A 16476-nucleotide genomic window follows, 5' to 3' on the forward strand; every position below is an offset into this window, starting at 1 on the left:
GCCCCCGCCGTCCCTCGGCGGGCTGGCCAAGGCTATATCGGAACCGACAGGGAAGTCACCGGCATGCCCCAGGCTTTCGCCGCGATCGCCGCCGCGCTGCTGGCGCTGGCCCCGGCCGCGCCCGCCGCGGCGGAAACCTGGCCCTTGCAGGTGTTCGCCGAACCCTTTCGCGACGACGGCCCCACCTATCGGCTGGACTACCGGCCGCTGGACCATGCCGCGCGGCCCTGGCGGCTTTGCGTGCTCTATCCCCATCTCAAGGACGCCTATTGGCTGAGCGTGAACTACGGCATGGTCGAAGAGGCCCGCCGGCTGGGCGTCAGCTTCGACCTGTTCGAGGCCGGCGGCTATCCGAACCTCGCCCGCCAGATCGCGCAATTGCGCGAATGCGCGGACCCGAAATACGACGCGGTGATCGTGGGCACCGTCTCCTACGACGGGCTGACCCCGACCCTGCGCGAGATCGCCCGCAAGAAGCCCATCGTCGCGGTGGTGAACGACATCGAGCCCGGCCCGATCACCGCCAAGGCCAGCGTGCCCTGGCGCGAGATGGGCCGCGCCGCCGGGCTGGAACTGAGCCGCCGCCATCCCAAGGGCAGCCCGCCGGTGCGCGTGGCCTGGTTTCCCGGCCCCGAGGGCGCCGGCTGGGTCAGCTTCGTCGAGGCCGGCTTCCGCGAGGGCATCGCCGGCAGCTCGGCGCGAATCGTCCGCGTGCTCTATGGCGACACCGGGCGCGAGGCGCAGGCCCAGCTGGTCGAGCAGCTGCTGGTCGAGGACGACGGCCTGGACTACCTGGTCGGCCCCGGCCCGATGGCCGAAGTCGCGATCTCGATCCTGCGGGCGCGGGGCGAGCTGGGGCGGACCGGGATCATCTCGACCTATATCAGCCACGGCGTGTTCCGCGGCGTGCTGCGCGGGCGCATCCTGGCCGCGCCGACGGATTTTCCCGTGGTGCAGGGAAAGCTCGGCATAGAGATGGCCGCCCGTGCGCTGGAGGGCAAGCTGGAGATCCGCCATGCCGGCCCGGCCATCGTGACCGTGACGCCCGAGACGGCCAAGGATTTCGACCGCGGCGCCAGCCTGGCCCCGGCAAGCTTCGCCGCCCGGTTTTCCTATCACGGCGGCGAGTAGGCGCCGGGCGGTTTCCGGTCTTGGAAAGGACCAGGCTGCGGCATTGATCCGCTGCGATCAGCCCCCGGGCACCGCGCCAGGCCGGCGAGACCGATGCGCAGCGCCGCCTGCGTCGCCCTATATGCAGCACCCGCCCCGCTAAGCGATGCGATCGGCAGGCAAGCGATGGCGGTCCGGAACGCCTCGGAAATGATGACCTTCCGTCGGTTTTTCATCCGGCTCCGACGGAAGCCCGGTGACCCGGCCCTCGCGCACGGCCTTGACGTTCGCCATTGCGGACTGGCACGGATCTGCTCGGCATCCCTGGCATCCATCGAGATGATGACATCGGGGTTCGCAGCCAGGATATCCTCCAGCGAGGCGGTGCCCGAGGCATAGGGCATGTCCGCGAACCAACTCTCGGCGACGTTGATCGCGCCGCCCAGATCCATCCAGTCCTGGTTGAGCGACGGCCGCCCCGAGGTCGACAGCGGCTCACCCGAAGCGAGGTAGACCCGGACCCGCCGGTCCGGCGGGACCTTTTCCAGCCGCTCGGCCACGCGGTGGCGGTTGTCGTCGAAGTAACGCCGGTATTTCCGTGCGATCTCGGACGCATCGGGTCCCAGCATCTCGCCGGTGATCGACACGCGTTCGACCAGGGCGTCGAGAGAGTTGCTTCGGAAAGACGCCACGGCGATGCCCGCGCCCCGAAGCTGCGCCGAAACCGCTTCGGGCAGCGCGCGGGAGGAAAACAGGATGTCCGGCCTCAGCACCATCAGTTCCTCGACATTGACGGTGCCGTCGCCCAGCGTGGTCAGCGCGGCCTCTTGGATCGTGGGCACGAATTTCCGCATCAGCGGCATCGAGTGCGCGATGCGCGTGGTCGCGACGATGCGGTCGCCATAACCAAGCATCGCCAGGATGGAATTCTGCGCCTCCCAATTCGTGGCGACCCGCGTCACCCGGGACGGCAGGCTGACGGAATGGTCGCCGTAATAGACCACCTCGCGCCTGGTCTCGGCCGATACGGGTTGTGACAGAAGGGCAACCATGCAGGCGATACAGGCGGCCAGATGCCGGATCCGGAACATCATCCTCTCCTCATGTCGGGACAAAGACGTTGTGGGGGCCGTGATCGACCCGGACGACCCGGACCCCATAGACCGCATGGATGAGCTGCGGCGTCAGGACCGCGGCGGGCGCACCATCGGCAAGGATTTTCCCGCCGTCGATCAGCACCGCGCGATCGGCGGCATAGAGCGTGTGATCGGGATGGTGGGTGGTGAAGACGATGGTATGGCCCTCGGCCGCAAGCGCGCGCATCAGGTCGAGCAGGCGACGCTGGTTGCCGTAATCGAGCCCGGCATCCGGCTCGTCCATCAGCAGGATGCGGGCGCCCTGGACCAGCGCCCGCGCGATCAGGACAAGCTGGCGTTCGCCACCCGAGATGCCGCTGTAGTCGCGCCCGGCCAGATGCGCGATCGTGTGCGGCCAGACCATGCTGCTGTGGCGGCCCGCCCGGATAGCGGGAGAGCCCGCGGTACCCGAGCCGGGCCAAGCACATCTGGAAGCATGTACGGAAACCATGAGACGCTGATGCCATTCTATCTTACGCGCTGCTGCGCAATGGCGCCATCAACCACCTACACCCAAAGAAACGCCGCGACGGAAGTATGGCTAGCCTTCGTCCATGACGAGAATGCGGCGGCCTTGACGCCAGCCGACGCGGTGCGGGGCGGGATAAAGGCCAAGAGGGCGCTGGATGCCGCAGTAGCGGCGGATACCGGACTGCGTTGGCGCCTGAACGAGAACACAATCACCGTCATCAAGCCGTCCGCAGAACAACGACCCCGCCTGTCACCGATCGTATCCTGGTGGGCGAGGTCAGTATCGACACAGGCGGCGTGATCAAGGACGCGGGCTTCCATACCAACGGGCACTGGCAGATCAACTTCACCTGTCCCATCAGCTGAAGTTGGTTTTGCATCTCGGCCATCCTCGACGACGACGGCCGCTACTTTATCGCTTGGTGAGTCCCGTCCGCAATGCCGCCGAGCAACATGTCCCAAAAGGCATCGCCGATTGCCGCTGGGCGTAGCGCGCCTTGCTCACGATACCAGAAATATGCCCAGCCGGTCATCCCGTCGATGGCAAGCATAAGCAGATGAGTGTCCACCTCTTGCCGGATCGACCCGGCGTCTTTCGCTTCATCGATCAAGGAGCGAACGCTATCGCGATATCGCTCGGCAGTGGCCGCCAGCGTGCGATAGCTGCCTGAACCCAGGATTGCGCGTTCCTGCCAGGTGACCGTGAAAAGATTCTGGTAGCGCGCTACGACCTCGATGCGGCTACGCATGAAAAGACGCATTCGCTGTGCAGGATCGTTCGTCGCCGCCTTGACATCCTCGAGCTGCTGCAGAAGCAGCGCGCTGGTGATGCCCACGATGGACAGCAACAGCGCCTCCTTGTTCGGCCAATGGTGATAAAGTCCCGGCTTTGACAAGCCGACGGCCTGCGCGACCTCGATCATCGAGACCGCATTGAAACCCCTTTGTCGAAAAAGCGTGGCGGCGGCGTCGATGATACGAGGCCGAATGCCACCTTCCAGATAATCCTCGAGGCTTAGCGGCAATGCTTCCGGCACGTTCATGCCCGCCGTGGCCGGGTGCGGATCTTACCGGTCGCAGGAGAGGAATCGTCAGCATCGTGTTCGACGGCGGATCTGAAATCCTGCACCGAAGCGTCGATCTCGGTGCGCTGGATAAGAAAACTGACCACCCGGTCCGAGAACAGACGAATATGCTGCTGGCTGATCTCTTGCAGGCGGCGGACATCACCTTGCCGGATGAGTTCGATCATCTCGACATGCTCGCGATAGACCTGCGTGTAGTAGCCTTCAAAATCCTCGCGGTTACGGCTGGCGCTCTGGAACATCAGGTAGCTCAGGCGAATGCTGAAATTCAGCATCGTCTCGTAAAATTCCGCAAGGAAAGAGTTGCCTGCCGCCTGGGCGGTCATCAGGTGAAACTCGTGGTTGAGTTCGGCCATCGCCTTGTGATCGTTGGCTTCACCCGCATCACGATAAGCTTCGTTGATCCGGTGGAGTTCGTCCAAGTGACGGCCTTCCCAGCGCGAGGCAGCCAGTTGCAGAACCCCAGTCTGCTGCAGATCAAGCGCCTCGAAAATCCGGGGGACATCCTCGAAACTGACCGGCTCGACATAATGACCCCGATTTGGTGAGAACCGGACCAGCCTGTCGGTTTGCAGACGGATCAACGCCTCTCGAATCGGTGTACGCGACACACCGAAACGCTTTTCCAGTGCCACCTCTTCCAGATATTGGCCCGGCTTCAGCGTCAGCGTCAGGATTTCGCCCCGCAGAGCACTGTAGACGGCTTGGGTCGCCTGACCTTTCGGTCTGCCACGCTTTCCGCGAGTTTCCTCGTCCTGCCGTTGCTCAGCGGTTGCCATCGCCAACCCGATCTTTATCGCACCTGTCAGGAAGACCTATTCCTTCCGCCGCAGATATACCAGCCCTGCCCCACAGCCCCCCAGCGTCGCCCACTGCGCGATGGGCGTCCGGGACGTTCAACGGTCCCGGACGAGCGCTCGGCCTCATTCCATGCGGCACTCCTGGGCGAAAGAATCGGCCATCTTCTCAACCATCAATTCCTGACTGCGCACGGCGAGGGTGCCGTCGGCATCCTTGTCCACCTTGGCCAGATACATCGAATGGATCGGATGCTGGTTGTTGTTGAAAGCGAAGTCGCCGCGCACCGAATGGAAGCTGGCCTTGCGCATCGCCGCGCGCACCGCGTCCATGTCGCCGATCCCGCCGGCCTTAGCGATCGCGCCGTCGATCAGCCGCACCGAGTCGTAAGCCATCGCCGCGAAGTTCGAAGGCAGCGTGCCGTATTTCGTGCGATAGGCCTCGACGAAGGCGCGGTTGGCGTCGTTGTCGAGGTCATAGGTCCATTGATCGACCGAATAGACCCCCTCGGCCGCCGGGCCGATGGCATCCAGCGACACGCCGTTGAAGACGGTGAAGACGGTGTAAAGCGCCGAGTTCGGCTTGAGCCCGGCCTGGTCGTATTGCTTGACGAATTGCACGCCCAGCCCGCCGGGCATGAAGGCCAGGACCGCCTCGGGCGCGCGGGCGCGGATCTCGGTGATCTCGGCGGAGAAATCGTTCTGCTCGAGAGAGGTGTAGATCTCGGAAACGATCTCGCCCTTGAAGCTGCGCTTGAAGCCGTCGATCACGTCCTTTCCGGCCTGGTAGTTCGGCGCCAGCAGGAACACCCGTTTCACGCCTTTCTCGTTCAGATAGAGGCCCAACGCCTCGGAGGGCTGGTCGTTCTGGAAGGGGATCACGAAGTAGTTCTCGTTGCAGCCCCGGCCCGCAAGCTCGGCCGGCGCGGGGTTGGGCGAGATCAGCGGCGTGCCCGAGCGGACGATGGGCGCCTGCACGGCCATCATCACGTTGGAATAGCTGGGGCCGATCACGAAATCGACCTTTTCCGAACGGGTCAGCCGCTCGGCCGCCGTCTTGCCGACATCGGGCTTGCGCTGGTCGTCCTCATAGACGAAATGCGCGTCGAGCCCGCCCAGCTTGCCGCCGGACATCTCCAACGCCAGATCGGCACCCTTCTGCATCTCGGTGCCCAGGACCGCGCCCGAGCCCGACAGCGACAGAATCAGGCCGACATCGACGGTCTCGGCCCAGGCGGGCATCGCCATGACCAGCGAAAGCGCCAGCGCGGCGGTGGTTGTTTTCATGGTGGTTCTCCCTGATGGATGATGGTTCGTCGGGACCATTGGCTGGCCCTCTTGGATTCAGATGCCCAGCAGGCGCATCGCCGCGCCCTCGGGCTGCGCCAGGGCGGCGGAATCGCCGCTCCAGACCCGTTCGCCCTTGCGGATGATGTTGTGCCGGTCGCCCAGCTTGCAGAGCGGCTTGAGGCTCTTGTCGATGACGAGGATGGTGTAGTGTTCTTCTTTCAGCCGCTTCAGCGCCGCCCAGATCTCGCGCCGGATGGTGGGGGCCAGCCCCTCGGTCGCCTCGTCGAGGATCAGGAAGCGCGGCCGCGTCATGAGCGCCCGGCCGATGGCCAGCATCTGCTGCTCGCCCCCGGAAAGCAGGTTGGCGTAGGAACGCTTGCGCTCCTGAAGCCGGGGGAACAGCTCGAATATCTGCTGGACGCCAGCGGCGCGCGCCCTGGCGGTTTTGTCGCGCGAGGTCGCGACCAGGTTTTCCACCACGGTCAGGGTCGGGAACACCTGCCGCCCCTCCGGCACCAGCGCCACCCCCATGCGGGCGATCTGGTGGGCCGCGAGGCCGTTGATGCGGCGCCCGTCCAGCACGATGTCGCCCGCGATGCGGTTGGTCAGGCCGAAGATCGTGCGCACGGTGGTGGTCTTGCCCATGCCGTTCTTGCCCAACAGCGTCGAGACGTTGCCGCGCGGCAGGTCCAGGTCCAGCCCGAACAGCACCGGGCTTTGGCCGTAGCCCGCCGACACCTTGTCGAAGATCAGCATCAGAAGTCGTCCTCTTCCGAAAGATAGGCCGCCTGCACCTCGGCCGAGGCCCGAATCGCCTCGGGCCGGCCATGGGCCAGCACATTGCCGTTGACCATCACCGTGATCTCATCCGCCAGCTTGAACACCGCATCCATGTCGTGCTCGATCAGCAGGATCGGGATGCGGCCCTTGATCCCTTCCTCGATCATGCGGATCAGTGCCTCGGCATCGGCGGTGGAAAGCCCGGCCAAGGGCTCGTCCAGCAGCAGCACCTTGGGACCCGAGGCCAGAGCCATGGCGATTTCCAGCCGCCGCCGGTCGCCATGCGACAGCGCGGCGGGCCGGGCCGCGGCCTTGTCCTCCAGCGCGAAGCGGGCCAGGAACGCGTCCACCTCGGCTGCGTGGCGGCCGGGATCGCGGCGGCGGGCCAGGTCGGCCAGCGACAGCCGGGGCCGGTCGCGGGCCACGAGGCTGAGCAGCAGGTTGTCGCGCAGGCTCATGTTCTGGAACAGCGCGGTCAGCTGATAGGTGCGCGTCAACCCCAACCGCGCGCGCCGCAGCGCGCTGAGCCCGCTGATGTCCTGCCCGTCCAGCAGCACCCGCCCCTGGCTAGGCCTGCGCTCGCCCGAAAGCACGCTGACCAGCGTGGTCTTGCCGGCGCCGTTCGGCCCGATCAGGGCATGGACGCCGCCCGGGGCCAGCGTCAGGTTGACCTTGTTGAGCGCGACGATGCCCCCGAAACGAACGGTGATGTCGCGCATTTCCAATGCCGGCTGGACCATCACATCCCCTCCTGCGACGCGCGGACAAGGCCCAGCTTGCGCCCAAGCTGCGCGCCAAGTCCCGACAGGCTCGCGTGATAGAACAGCACGACCAGGATCAGCATCGGGCCGAAGACGATCGCCCAATGGCTGGTGATCGCCGCCAGGACATGCTCGACCACGACAAAGGCCAGCGCGCCGTAGACCGGGCCGAAGCGCGTGCCGACGCCGCCCAGGATGACGATGGCCAGCAGTTCGCCCGAGCGTTGCCAGTTGGCATAACCGGGCGAGGCGAACTCGCTCTGGTTGGCCAGAAGCAGCCCGGCGATGCCGCAGACCGCGCCGGCGATGACGAAGGCCAGAAGCCGCGTCGCCAGCGTGTCGAAGCCAAGCGCGTTCGCCCGCTGGGCGTTCTCGCGCACCGCGACCAGCCGGCTGCCGAAGTCCGAACGGATCACCCAGTCGATCAGCCACAGCAGCACCAGCGCCAGGACCGCGACGAAGGCGTAGAACTGCCAGGGGTCGAAGGCGTCGTAGCCGGGCCACAGCGTGCTGCGGCCATAGATCACCATGCCGTCGTCGCCGCCGAAGACCGACGAGGATTGCGCCAGGTAGTAAAGGATCTGCGCCAGCGCCAGCGTGATCATGATGAAATGCACGCCGCTGGTGCGCAGGGCGATCACACCGATCAGCGCCGCCGCCAGACCCGAGGCCAGCACGACGGCGGGAACCTGCATCCACAGCCCGGTCAGCCCGGCATTGGCCATCAGCCCGGTCGCATAGGCGCCGATGCCCAGGTAGACGGCATGGCCGAAACTGACCATGCCCCCGTAGCCGAGGATAAGGTTCAGGCTGCTCGCGGCGACGGCGAAGATCAGGAACCGCTCGAAGATCGACAGCAGATAGGCGTCGCCGGCCACGGCCGCGACCAGCGGGCCGATCCCTGCGGCGACCAGCGCGGTGACGATCATGCCGGTCGCAGGATTGCGCTCTCGCATCGCTCAGCTCCTCTTTTGCATGGGCAGCAGGCCCTCGGGGCGGAAGAACAGGATCAGGACCATCAGGATGTAGACCAGCATCGAGGCCAGAGCCGGGCCCGCCTCGCTGGCCACGCGGGGCGAGAAGAAGGCCGACAGGAAATCGCGCAGGAAGGCGCGGCCCATGGTGTCGATCAACCCGACCAGAACGGCGGCCAGAAGCGCGCCCTTGATCGAGCCGAGCCCGCCGATGACCACGACGACGAAGGACAGGATCAGCACCGTCTCGCCCATGCCGGGCTGGACCGACAGGATCGGCCCGGCCAGCGCCCCGGCCAGCCCAGCCAGGAAGGCGCCGAAGGCAAAGACCAGCGTGAAGAGCAGGCTGATGTTCACCCCCATCACCGCAACGATGGTGCGGTTGGTCGCGCCGGCCCGCACCCGCATCCCGACCCGGGTTTCCTTGACCAGCCAGAACAGCAGCGCAGCCACGGCAATGCCGACGGCGATCACCAGCAGGCGGTAGACCGGGTATGAGATGCCCAGGGGCAGCGTCACCAGCTTCGACAATTCCGGCGGGATGCCGGAAAACAGCGGCGACGAGCCCCAGATGATGCTGACCGCCTCGTTCGCGACCAGGATCAGGCCGTAGGTGACAAGGACATGGTCGAGGTGGCTTCTGTCGTAGAGCCGGCGCACCAGCAGCAATTCGCACAGCAGGCCGACCACGCAGACCCCCAGCCCGGCCAGCAGCACGGTCAGGAAGAAACTGCCGGTCAGGCCCTGGAACAGCACCGCCAGATAGGCGCCCAGCATGAACAGCGACCCGTGGCTGAGATTAATGAAATCCATCACGCCGAAGATCAGCGTCAGCCCGGCGGCGATGAGGAACAGGAGCACCCCCAGTTGCAGGCCGTTCAGCACCTGTTCGAGGATCAGGGCGGTCATGTCAGGTCCTTTGTCTCTGGGGGAAAGTCACGATGCGGGGACCTCTGCGGCCGGCCCGGCCTTGACGAACTGCGCGGTCGCATAGGCGATCAGCCTGCCGCCCTGATAGGCCGAGCCGGTGCAGGTGGTCAGGCTGCGGCCCGCGCGCAGGGTCCGGGTCTCGACATGGATGGGCGCCTGCGGATCGCCGGCGCGCAGGAACTTGATCTCCAGCGCGGCGGTCACGGTCGGCGCGCCGAAGCCGGCCCGCGCGGCCTCGTAAAGCGCCACGTCGAAAAGGGTCGCGATGGCGCCGCCGTGGATGAAGCCGCCGGGATTGGCCGCACGGGCCGAGCCGTCCAGGCGCAGCACCAGCCCATCGTCGTGCCGGGCGATGGCGACCTGCCCCAGCGCTGCCAGAAGCAGGTCGTCGTCCCGAAAGGGCCGGAATTGCAACGAGGTGAAGTCCGGCACCATCTCCCTTACGCCCCGGCGCCGGTCCGGACGACCAGCTTGCCCGTCACCTTGCGGTCGAGGATGTCCTGAAGCCCCTGCATGAGCTGGTCGAAGGGCAGCACGGCGGTCACGTTGGCCTGGGCCTTGCCGGCGGCCAGCAGGCCAAGCCACCAGGCGGTGCCTTCGCGGATCTGGTCCAGCGCCTCGTCGAAGTGGATGTCCAGCGGCGCGCCCATCACCGAAAGGTTGTTGTAAAGCAGGTAATTGGCCTTGGCCGCCGGAATGTCACCCGAGGCGAATCCGACGACGACCAGCTTGCCGGCGAAACCCAGCGCGCGCAGGCCGGCCTGGAACATGGTGCCGCCCACGGTGTCGATCACCACATCCGCGCCCCGGTCGTCGCCCCAGGTCCGGCGCACCTGCGTCTTGAAGGCGTTCTTCAGCGGCTCTTCCTCGCGGTCGGCGATGATCAGCGCCTGCCCGGCGCCCGAACGGCGGACCAGCTCGGCCTTTTCCTCGGAGGACACGATCCCCACGACATGCGCGCCAAGGTTCGCGGCAAGCTGCACAGCCGCCGCGCCGACGCCGCCGGCCGCGCCCGTCACCACCACCCGGTCGCCCGCCTTGACCTTGGCGCGGATCGAGACGGCGACATACGCCGTATTGAACACCGTCATCGCCCCGGCCGCATCCACCGCCGAAACCTCGGCCGGGCGCGGAAAGACCCGGTTCAGCGGCGCCCGGACCTGATCGGCGAAAGCCCCGGAAAAGACCTGTGCCACGACGGGATCGTCGGGCTGGAAGCCGTCCACCCCCTCGCCCACGGCGATCACCGTGCCGGCGCAGTCGCGGCCCGGCACGAAGGGCGGCTCGGGGCGCTTCTGATACTTGCCCTGCACCATCAGCGCGTCGGGATAGTTCAGCCCGATCGCTTCGTTGCGGATCAGGACCTCGCCCGGACCGGGGCGCAGGTCCGGCAGGTCCGAGGGAACATGGCTCAGGGGGGCGCCATAGGCGGTCAGCAGGTATCCGTGCATGTCGTCTCTTTCAGCAAGGGGGTTTCTGGGGTCGGAGCCCACGCCGGAGCGGCATCAGTCCTGGCCGAGCTTCTTGCGGATGTCCGCGATCAGCACCGGCTTGATGATCTTGCGCGTGGGCGTCATCGGCATGGCATCGAGGATCTCCAGCCGCTCTGGCCAGCGCATCTTGGCCACCTTGCACCGCGCCAGATAGTCGCAGACCTCGGCAAGCGACAGCTCTGTCCCCGGGCGCAACACGACATAGGCGCAAAGCCGTTCGCCCAGGATCTCGTCCGGCATCGAGACCACGGCCGATTGAACGATGGCCTCGTGCCCGTCCAGCAGGCTTTCGATGTCCGAGGGGTTGATCTTGATGCCGCCGCGGTTGATCACGTCCTTGACCCGGCCGGTGATCATGATGTTGCCCTCGGCATCCAGCGAGGCAATGTCGCCGGTGCGGAACCAGCCGTCCTCGGCAAAGGCGCTCTGGTTGGCCTCATGCGCGCCGACATAGCCCTTGAGCACGGTATAGCCCGAGAACTGCAATTCCCCCTCGGCGCCGGCGGGCAGGACCTCGCCGGTCTCGCGATGGACGACGCGGGCGGTCATGCCGGGTGCGGCCTTGCCCACCGTGCCGTGCCGGATCGCGGCGGAAGCCGCGGGATCGGTCTGGGTGCTGAGCGTCATTTCGGTCATGCCGTAAAGGCATCCCACGCGGCCATTGGGCAAACGCGCCTCGAACCGGGCGGCGATATCGGGCGGGCAGATGGCACCGCCGACGATCACGTTGCGCACGGTCTCGGCCGAGCGGCGGTCCATCTCGCCGCTCTTGAGCGTGGCGGCCAGGTGTGCGGGGGCCGAATAGACGACGGTCGGGCGCATCTCGAACAGGTATTCCGCATAGACCTCGGGCGAAAAGATCGGGATCGGAACGATGGTTGCGCCGGAATGGATCGCATTGCCCGCGCAGGACAGGCCGAAGACATGCGTCAGCGGCGGCGCGATCAGCACCCGGTCCTTGGCCGTCATCGACAGCAGCCCGGCAAAGACCGAGGCATTGCGCGCAAAGCACCGCTGCGAGCGCAGGACTCCCTTTGGCGCGGCCGAGGTGCCCGAGGTGCCCGAGGTGAAGCACAGCGCGGCATCGCAATCCAGGGGCGGGCGTGCGGGCAGGTCGCCGTTGCGATGCGTGGCGACGAGATCCGCAAAACCAACCTGTCCCCCGGCCGGCTCGCCGACCACGATCACATGTTCCAGCGAGGGGATTTCGCGCGACAGCGCCATCATCGTTGCCGGCGCATCATATCTGCCGACCCTGGCGGTAACCACGGCGCGCGGCTCGGCGAAACTCATCAGCGGGCGCAGCTCCTCCTGCCGATACGGCATGTGCAGCGTGGTCAGGACGCAGCCCGTCATCTTGCAGGCCATATAGGTGACAATGAACTCGGGCGAGGACGGGAGCTGGATTGCCACGCGGTCCCCGACTTTCAGGCCCAGGGACAGGAACCCCCGCGCAAGGGAATGTGCGTCATCAAGCAACTGCGCATAGGTCAGCCGCCCGTGATCGCTGGTCTCGACCGCCAGAGCATCCGGGGTGGTTTCCGCCCAATAGGCCAGCGCATCGAGGATGCTGCCATATTCCTTGAGGTCAGCTCCCGATGGCGCTTCCGCGAGTTGTTTCATGGTGATTTTCCCTGTTGGCATCCGCAGCCGTCATGCCTGTGGGCACGGTGCTGCTGTTTTTTGCGAATGCGGCGACCTGCCGCGCGCAGAACTCCGGCTGCTGGAGCTGCATGAAGTGGTTGGTTCCGGCACAAGTAGCGACCTTGAAACCGAAGGTTTCTGCTGTCAGGTGGCCGAAACGGGCCAGATGCGGCATGTCGTGGATCGCCAGATCGCCAAGGATCAACTGAACGGGCACGTCCACGCAGCCCAGATCATTCCAGTACTGGACCAGCATTCCGGCCTGGTCGAAGTTTGCCGCCTCGACTGCGGGCGGGCATGATAGCTCCCACTCCTCGCCCGTTCGTTTCAAGGTGGATTGTGCGAGAAGAAGGATCGCCTCGGGAGAAATGCCGTCGAAGGATCGTGCGCGTCCAAAGGATCGTGCCAGATCCTCGGGCGTGTCAAAACTTTGGCGACGGCCGAGTGCGCGTTGCGCAAGGCCCCCTTGGATTACATTGAACTCGTCGACCAGATCAGGAACGCATGCTGCAGCGATCGGCGGCTCGAACAGCGTCAGCGATGCCCAGGGACGAGGTGTCAGCACCTGCGCGACCAGCGCGCAGGCCGAACTCATCGAATGAAAGGCACCGTGCATTTCACGCGCACCGAAGCCTTCAAGGATCGCGTCGAAAATCTCGGGAATGTCGGCGATATAGCGCGGCCAAGGCATGTCCTCTTGCGCGACCCTTGCGCTTTCCCCGTGATTGCGCAGGTCGAAGGCCACGACCTCGAATTCATCTAAAAGCTCGCGCCCGAACGCCCAAAAGGCATCGGCCGCAAGCCCGTTCCCATGCGATAGCACGATGCGGCGATCTCGCTCCGGCCCCCAGCGGCGCATGGAGATTTCGGCACCATCGGACAGCTTCGCTGTCAGGCGCTGCGTCACCAAAGGCTGTCGAGAAACATCGTCCAATTGCCTGCACCTTCCGTCGGAGAGCTGTCGCTGGTGGGTGTGAGTTTATTTTATACACTGTGTATTGTTTGTGGCAACCATGTTGTTGCCCGTACCCCAAATTTTCGCCTGCCCGGAAAAATTTGGGCAATCTGCTGAAATCTTGTGCTTTTCCTGCGCAGGATTCCTTGGGGTGCTGCGGCCCAGGGCTGCGGCCGCATGCTTTCAGTCGCGCGCAGCGCGCCGCTGGATCTCGGCGCCCAGATCCCGCCGGTAGCCGGCGATTCTCGCCGGCATGTTGACAGAGATGACCCCGGTCACGCCGGTCCCATCGCTGTATTCCAGGACGAATTTTCGCGATTCAAGGCTGCCTGCCACGATATTGGCCACATCGGTTGGCTGCGGACGGCCCAGCGCCTGGATCTTGTAGCTGTATTGATCCGACCAGAAGGATGGCAGCGGCAGGTAAGGTTCGGGCGCAGATGCTACAAGCGCCAGCGCGGCAGCGGCACCTTGCTCGAAGGCGTTGGTCCAATGCTCCATCCGCATGACCTCGCTGCCAAAGCCGTGGTGCGGCCAGACGGCCACATCGCCGGCAGCCGCGATGCGCCCGCTGCCATTCTCGGCCAGACAGGCATGATCGCAAAGAATGCCGTTTTGCAGCACCAGGCCCGAGCCCTCCAGCCATCCCGTCGCCGGGGCCGAGCCCACCCCGACCAGCACGATATCCGCTTGCAGGACCTCGCCGCCGGCAAGCTGAACCCCGGTCACACGGCCCTCGCCCAGAAAGGCGGCGGCCTGTGCCTCCATGCGGAATTGCACGCCTTGCTCTTCGTGGATTTCGCGGAACAAGCCCGCAATCTCGGGTCCCATCACGCGGTTCATCGGCCATCCCAGACGATCGACTATGGTGACCTCAAGCCCCAGCTTGCGGGCGCTTGCGGCCACCTCGCAGCCGATGAAGCCGGAACCCAGAATCACCAGCGACTTCCCCGGCGCCATCTCGCGGCGCAGCGCCATGGCGTGATCGAGATCGCGCAGGGTATGGACGCCCGCCAGGTCGCGGCCGGGAATATCCGGCATGATCGGCGTCACGCCGGTCGCGATCAGCAGCCGGTCATAGTCCAGCCCCTCGCCGTTCGCCAACGTGACCCGGCGCGCCGCCACGTCCAGCCCGGCGGCGGGCGAGCCGAGCCGCCATTCCACATCCAGATCCTCGGCGATGGGAAAGGCGACCTCTTCGACCTCTTGCTCGCCGGTCAGGATTTTCTTGGACAGCGGCGGGCGATTGTAAGGCAGGTGCGCCTCGGCTCCCACGATGGTGATGCGTCCCGCGTAGCCAGCAGCCCGCAGCGCCTCGACACCGCGCAGCCCGGCCAGCGAGGCGCCGACCACCAGGAAATGCTCGCGCCCGTCCATCATTCGATCCGAATGGCAAGCTGCGGGCAGGCTTTCGCCGCCCTTTCGACGCGGGCGCGCTCTTCCTCGGGGACTTCCTCGGTCCAGACGAGATCGTCGCCCTCGAACCGGAACACCTCGGGCGCGATGAAGACGCATTGCCCGTGGAACTCGCACAGATCCATATCGACTTTGACCTTGACCATTTCGCTACTCCGTTTTGCTCAGCCACGAGGATCGAATGTGATGGGGAGGCCCTCGAATCCGCGCACCCCGAAGATTTTCGCGCGAACCGGCGGCAAGGCCGGGTCCAGCCGGATGTTGTCCAGCCGGTCGAGCAGGGCACTGACGGCGACCACGCCCTCGCGCCGGGCAATGGTCTGGCCGACGCAGGCGTGGCGCCCGCGGCCAAAGGTCAGGTGCAGGGTCTCGGTATTGTCGCGGTCGAGGTCGAAGCTTTCGCCATCGGCATAGAATTTCTCGTCGCGGTTGGCTGAACCGAAGTTCAGCATCAGCTTCGCCCCGGCGGGAATGACCTGGCCGCCCAGCGTCTCCTCGTGCAGCGAGATGCGATACATGGCCTGAAGCGGCGGCTCGTGGCGCAGGCATTCCTCGACGAAGGCCGGGATCCGGTCTGGATCGGCGCGCAATTCCTCTTGCAGGCCCTCGGTGGTGGCAAGCTGGTGGATCAGGTTGCCCAGCATGCTGATGGTGCTTTCGTTGCCGCCGACCAGGATCTGCGAGCAGATATTGACGATCTCGGCATCGTTGAGCGGCTCGGCCCCGTCCACGCCATTGGTCAGGCGCGACAGGAAATCCGTGCCGTCCTTGCCGCGCCGCACCGCCACGCGGTCCAGGATGAAATGCTCGAACTCCAGCGTGTCCCGGGCGGCGCGGACGACCACCTCGTCGGGCATAAGCCCGCTCAGCGCCGCGAAGAAATTGTCCGACCAGCCCTTGAGGGTGGGGATCATCTCTTCGGGCGTGTCGAAGATCCGCGCCACCAGCGACATCGGCAGCGGGATCGCGAACTGGCTGACCGCATCGCAGCGGCCGTCCTCGACAAAGGCGTCGATGAACGAGTTCACCCGCCCCTCGATGGTCGGGCCGAAATCGCGCAGCATCCGCGCGGGCGACAGCGCGTTCTGGATCGCCTTGCGGTGGCGCTTGTGGCTTTCGCCATCGGCCAGGATCAGCGTGCGCTGGCGGGGCTGCGCGCGGGAATTCGAAAGAACGTCCAGCGCGGCCGAGCAGTTGCGATACGCGTTCTTGCTGGAGAGCGATTCGCGCGAAGAAAAACGCTCGGGATTGCTCAGCACATAGTCGCAATCCTCGTAGCGGCTGAGAACCCAGATGTCCTGGTCAGCCATGAAGCGGACCGGCGCGGTCGCGCGAAGCTGGCGGTAGGTGTGATACGGGCAGGCCCGCGCGGCCTTGCTGAGAAGCGAGGTCTCCGTCATTTTTCCGGTGCTTTCCTTGCGATCAGTGACGATGAAACGGCTGCGACACTGCGAATTCTTGCCGACCGTCCGGTCGGTTTGCTAGCGATGAAAGAATAATCCCGAATCGTCAAGAATTTTTCCCCACCCCGCCTTTCACGCCTTTCAAGCATGATTCCGATGCCTGCCATTCCTGAACCTTCTCGCTGATGCCGCCCGTGCGCGGGCAGTGCCCGACAGATTTCACTTGTTTTT

Annotated in this window: 17 protein-coding genes; 1 reads left to right on the forward strand and 16 read right to left on the reverse strand. The window is 65.5% G+C overall.

All coding sequences use genetic code 11. From position 1 onward, the window contains the following. Positions 1–63 precede the first annotated feature (63 nt). Positions 64–1131 (forward strand): TMAO reductase system periplasmic protein TorT, encoded by a 1068-nt coding sequence (torT, locus tag JCM7685_RS15235; RefSeq protein ID WP_074968258.1) that lies wholly within the window; start codon positions 64–66, stop codon positions 1129–1131. Here the strand turns inward: torT and JCM7685_RS15240 are convergent. The 16 genes from JCM7685_RS15240 to JCM7685_RS15315 form a co-directional block, all read right to left on the reverse strand. After that, positions 1116–2201: an ABC transporter substrate-binding protein gene (locus JCM7685_RS15240; RefSeq protein ID WP_197701060.1), complete on the reverse strand. Its 1086-nt coding sequence runs from the start codon at positions 2199–2201 to the stop codon at positions 1116–1118. The genes torT and JCM7685_RS15240 overlap by 16 nt on opposite strands. A gap of 10 nt (positions 2202–2211) precedes the next feature. Beyond that, entirely contained in the window at positions 2212–2610 is a 399-nt protein-coding gene (locus JCM7685_RS15245; protein WP_231964657.1) for an AAA family ATPase, read from the reverse strand. A gap of 514 nt (positions 2611–3124) precedes the next feature. Next, a complete protein-coding gene (locus JCM7685_RS15250; protein ID WP_083412764.1) occupies positions 3125–3760 on the reverse strand; it encodes a TetR/AcrR family transcriptional regulator in 636 nt (211 codons plus the stop codon). After that, the gene (locus JCM7685_RS15255) at positions 3757–4581 is read right to left on the reverse strand and encodes a GntR family transcriptional regulator (RefSeq protein ID WP_074968253.1); all 825 of its coding nucleotides are present in this window, start codon (positions 4579–4581) and stop codon (positions 3757–3759) included. Before JCM7685_RS15255 ends, JCM7685_RS15250 begins: the two co-directional genes overlap by 4 nt. A 144-nt stretch (positions 4582–4725) precedes the next feature. Further along, positions 4726–5886: an ABC transporter substrate-binding protein gene (locus JCM7685_RS15260; RefSeq protein ID WP_074968250.1), complete on the reverse strand. Its 1161-nt coding sequence runs from the start codon at positions 5884–5886 to the stop codon at positions 4726–4728. A 57-nt stretch (positions 5887–5943) separates the two neighbouring features. Then, entirely contained in the window at positions 5944–6645 is a 702-nt protein-coding gene (locus JCM7685_RS15265) for an ABC transporter ATP-binding protein (protein WP_074968248.1), read from the reverse strand. Next, complete coding sequence (locus JCM7685_RS15270) at positions 6645–7409, reverse strand: ABC transporter ATP-binding protein (RefSeq protein WP_074968246.1); 765 nt, start codon at positions 7407–7409, stop codon at positions 6645–6647. The genes JCM7685_RS15265 and JCM7685_RS15270 overlap by 1 nt, the downstream gene beginning before the upstream one ends. After that, on the reverse strand, positions 7409–8386 hold the full coding sequence (locus tag JCM7685_RS15275) for a branched-chain amino acid ABC transporter permease (protein WP_074968244.1): 978 nt from the start codon (positions 8384–8386) through the stop codon (positions 7409–7411). The genes JCM7685_RS15270 and JCM7685_RS15275 overlap by 1 nt, the downstream gene beginning before the upstream one ends. Before the next feature lie 3 nt (positions 8387–8389). Further along, positions 8390–9313 carry a branched-chain amino acid ABC transporter permease gene (locus tag JCM7685_RS15280; RefSeq protein WP_074968242.1) on the reverse strand — a complete coding sequence of 308 codons (924 nt, stop codon included), beginning with the start codon at positions 9311–9313 and terminating at the stop codon, positions 8390–8392. A 27-nt stretch (positions 9314–9340) separates the two neighbouring features. Beyond that, a complete protein-coding gene (locus tag JCM7685_RS15285; protein ID WP_172413070.1) occupies positions 9341–9766 on the reverse strand; it encodes a PaaI family thioesterase in 426 nt (141 codons plus the stop codon). Positions 9767–9774: 8 nt separating this feature from the next. Then, a complete protein-coding gene (locus JCM7685_RS15290; RefSeq protein ID WP_074968238.1) occupies positions 9775–10785 on the reverse strand; it encodes a zinc-binding dehydrogenase in 1011 nt (336 codons plus the stop codon). A 54-nt stretch (positions 10786–10839) separates the two neighbouring features. Beyond that, positions 10840–12450, reverse strand: coding sequence for a class I adenylate-forming enzyme family protein (locus JCM7685_RS15295; protein ID WP_074968236.1), 1611 nt, complete (start codon positions 12448–12450; stop codon positions 10840–10842). Further along, positions 12416–13405, reverse strand: coding sequence for an alpha/beta fold hydrolase (locus JCM7685_RS15300; RefSeq protein ID WP_139218090.1), 990 nt, complete (start codon positions 13403–13405; stop codon positions 12416–12418). The genes JCM7685_RS15295 and JCM7685_RS15300 overlap by 35 nt, the downstream gene beginning before the upstream one ends. Positions 13406–13609: 204 nt before the next feature. After that, complete coding sequence (locus tag JCM7685_RS15305; protein ID WP_074968231.1) at positions 13610–14803, reverse strand: NAD(P)/FAD-dependent oxidoreductase; 1194 nt, start codon at positions 14801–14803, stop codon at positions 13610–13612. Then, positions 14803–14988, reverse strand: coding sequence for a ferredoxin (locus JCM7685_RS15310; RefSeq protein WP_074968229.1), 186 nt, complete (start codon positions 14986–14988; stop codon positions 14803–14805). Before JCM7685_RS15310 ends, JCM7685_RS15305 begins: the two co-directional genes overlap by 1 nt. Positions 14989–15006: 18 nt before the next feature. Further along, positions 15007–16242, reverse strand: a complete 1236-nt coding sequence (locus tag JCM7685_RS15315) for a cytochrome P450 (RefSeq protein WP_074968227.1) — start codon at positions 16240–16242, stop codon at positions 15007–15009. Between the last annotated feature and the right edge of the window lie 234 nt (positions 16243–16476).

Origin of the sequence: Paracoccus aminovorans, from assembly GCF_900005615.1 — a bacterium.
GTDB classification, from domain to species: domain Bacteria; phylum Pseudomonadota; class Alphaproteobacteria; order Rhodobacterales; family Rhodobacteraceae; genus Paracoccus; species Paracoccus aminovorans.

What these genes read in the sequence shown, in the direction of transcription:
- JCM7685_RS15310 (WP_074968229.1), bottom strand. Translation starts at nt 14,988, where the DNA reads ATGGTCAAGGTCAAAGTCGATATGGATCTGTGCGAGTTCCACGGGCAA.
- JCM7685_RS15240 (WP_197701060.1), bottom strand. Translation starts at nt 2,201, where the DNA reads ATGTTCCGGATCCGGCATCTGGCCGCCTGTATCGCCTGCATGGTTGCC.
- JCM7685_RS15265 (WP_074968248.1), bottom strand. Translation starts at nt 6,645, where the DNA reads ATGCTGATCTTCGACAAGGTGTCGGCGGGCTACGGCCAAAGCCCGGTG.
- JCM7685_RS15250 (WP_083412764.1), bottom strand. Translation starts at nt 3,760, where the DNA reads ATGAACGTGCCGGAAGCATTGCCGCTAAGCCTCGAGGATTATCTGGAA.
- JCM7685_RS15245 (WP_231964657.1), bottom strand. Translation starts at nt 2,610, where the DNA reads ATGGTCTGGCCGCACACGATCGCGCATCTGGCCGGGCGCGACTACAGC.
- JCM7685_RS15305 (WP_074968231.1), bottom strand. Translation starts at nt 14,803, where the DNA reads ATGGACGGGCGCGAGCATTTCCTGGTGGTCGGCGCCTCGCTGGCCGGG.
- JCM7685_RS15260 (WP_074968250.1), bottom strand. Translation starts at nt 5,886, where the DNA reads ATGAAAACAACCACCGCCGCGCTGGCGCTTTCGCTGGTCATGGCGATG.
- JCM7685_RS15270 (WP_074968246.1), bottom strand. Translation starts at nt 7,409, where the DNA reads ATGGTCCAGCCGGCATTGGAAATGCGCGACATCACCGTTCGTTTCGGG.
- torT (WP_074968258.1), top strand. Translation starts at nt 64, where the DNA reads ATGCCCCAGGCTTTCGCCGCGATCGCCGCCGCGCTGCTGGCGCTGGCC.
- JCM7685_RS15255 (WP_074968253.1), bottom strand. Translation starts at nt 4,581, where the DNA reads ATGGCAACCGCTGAGCAACGGCAGGACGAGGAAACTCGCGGAAAGCGT.
- JCM7685_RS15315 (WP_074968227.1), bottom strand. Translation starts at nt 16,242, where the DNA reads ATGACGGAGACCTCGCTTCTCAGCAAGGCCGCGCGGGCCTGCCCGTAT.
- JCM7685_RS15280 (WP_074968242.1), bottom strand. Translation starts at nt 9,313, where the DNA reads ATGACCGCCCTGATCCTCGAACAGGTGCTGAACGGCCTGCAACTGGGG.
- JCM7685_RS15275 (WP_074968244.1), bottom strand. Translation starts at nt 8,386, where the DNA reads ATGCGAGAGCGCAATCCTGCGACCGGCATGATCGTCACCGCGCTGGTC.
- JCM7685_RS15295 (WP_074968236.1), bottom strand. Translation starts at nt 12,450, where the DNA reads ATGAAACAACTCGCGGAAGCGCCATCGGGAGCTGACCTCAAGGAATAT.
- JCM7685_RS15290 (WP_074968238.1), bottom strand. Translation starts at nt 10,785, where the DNA reads ATGCACGGATACCTGCTGACCGCCTATGGCGCCCCCCTGAGCCATGTT.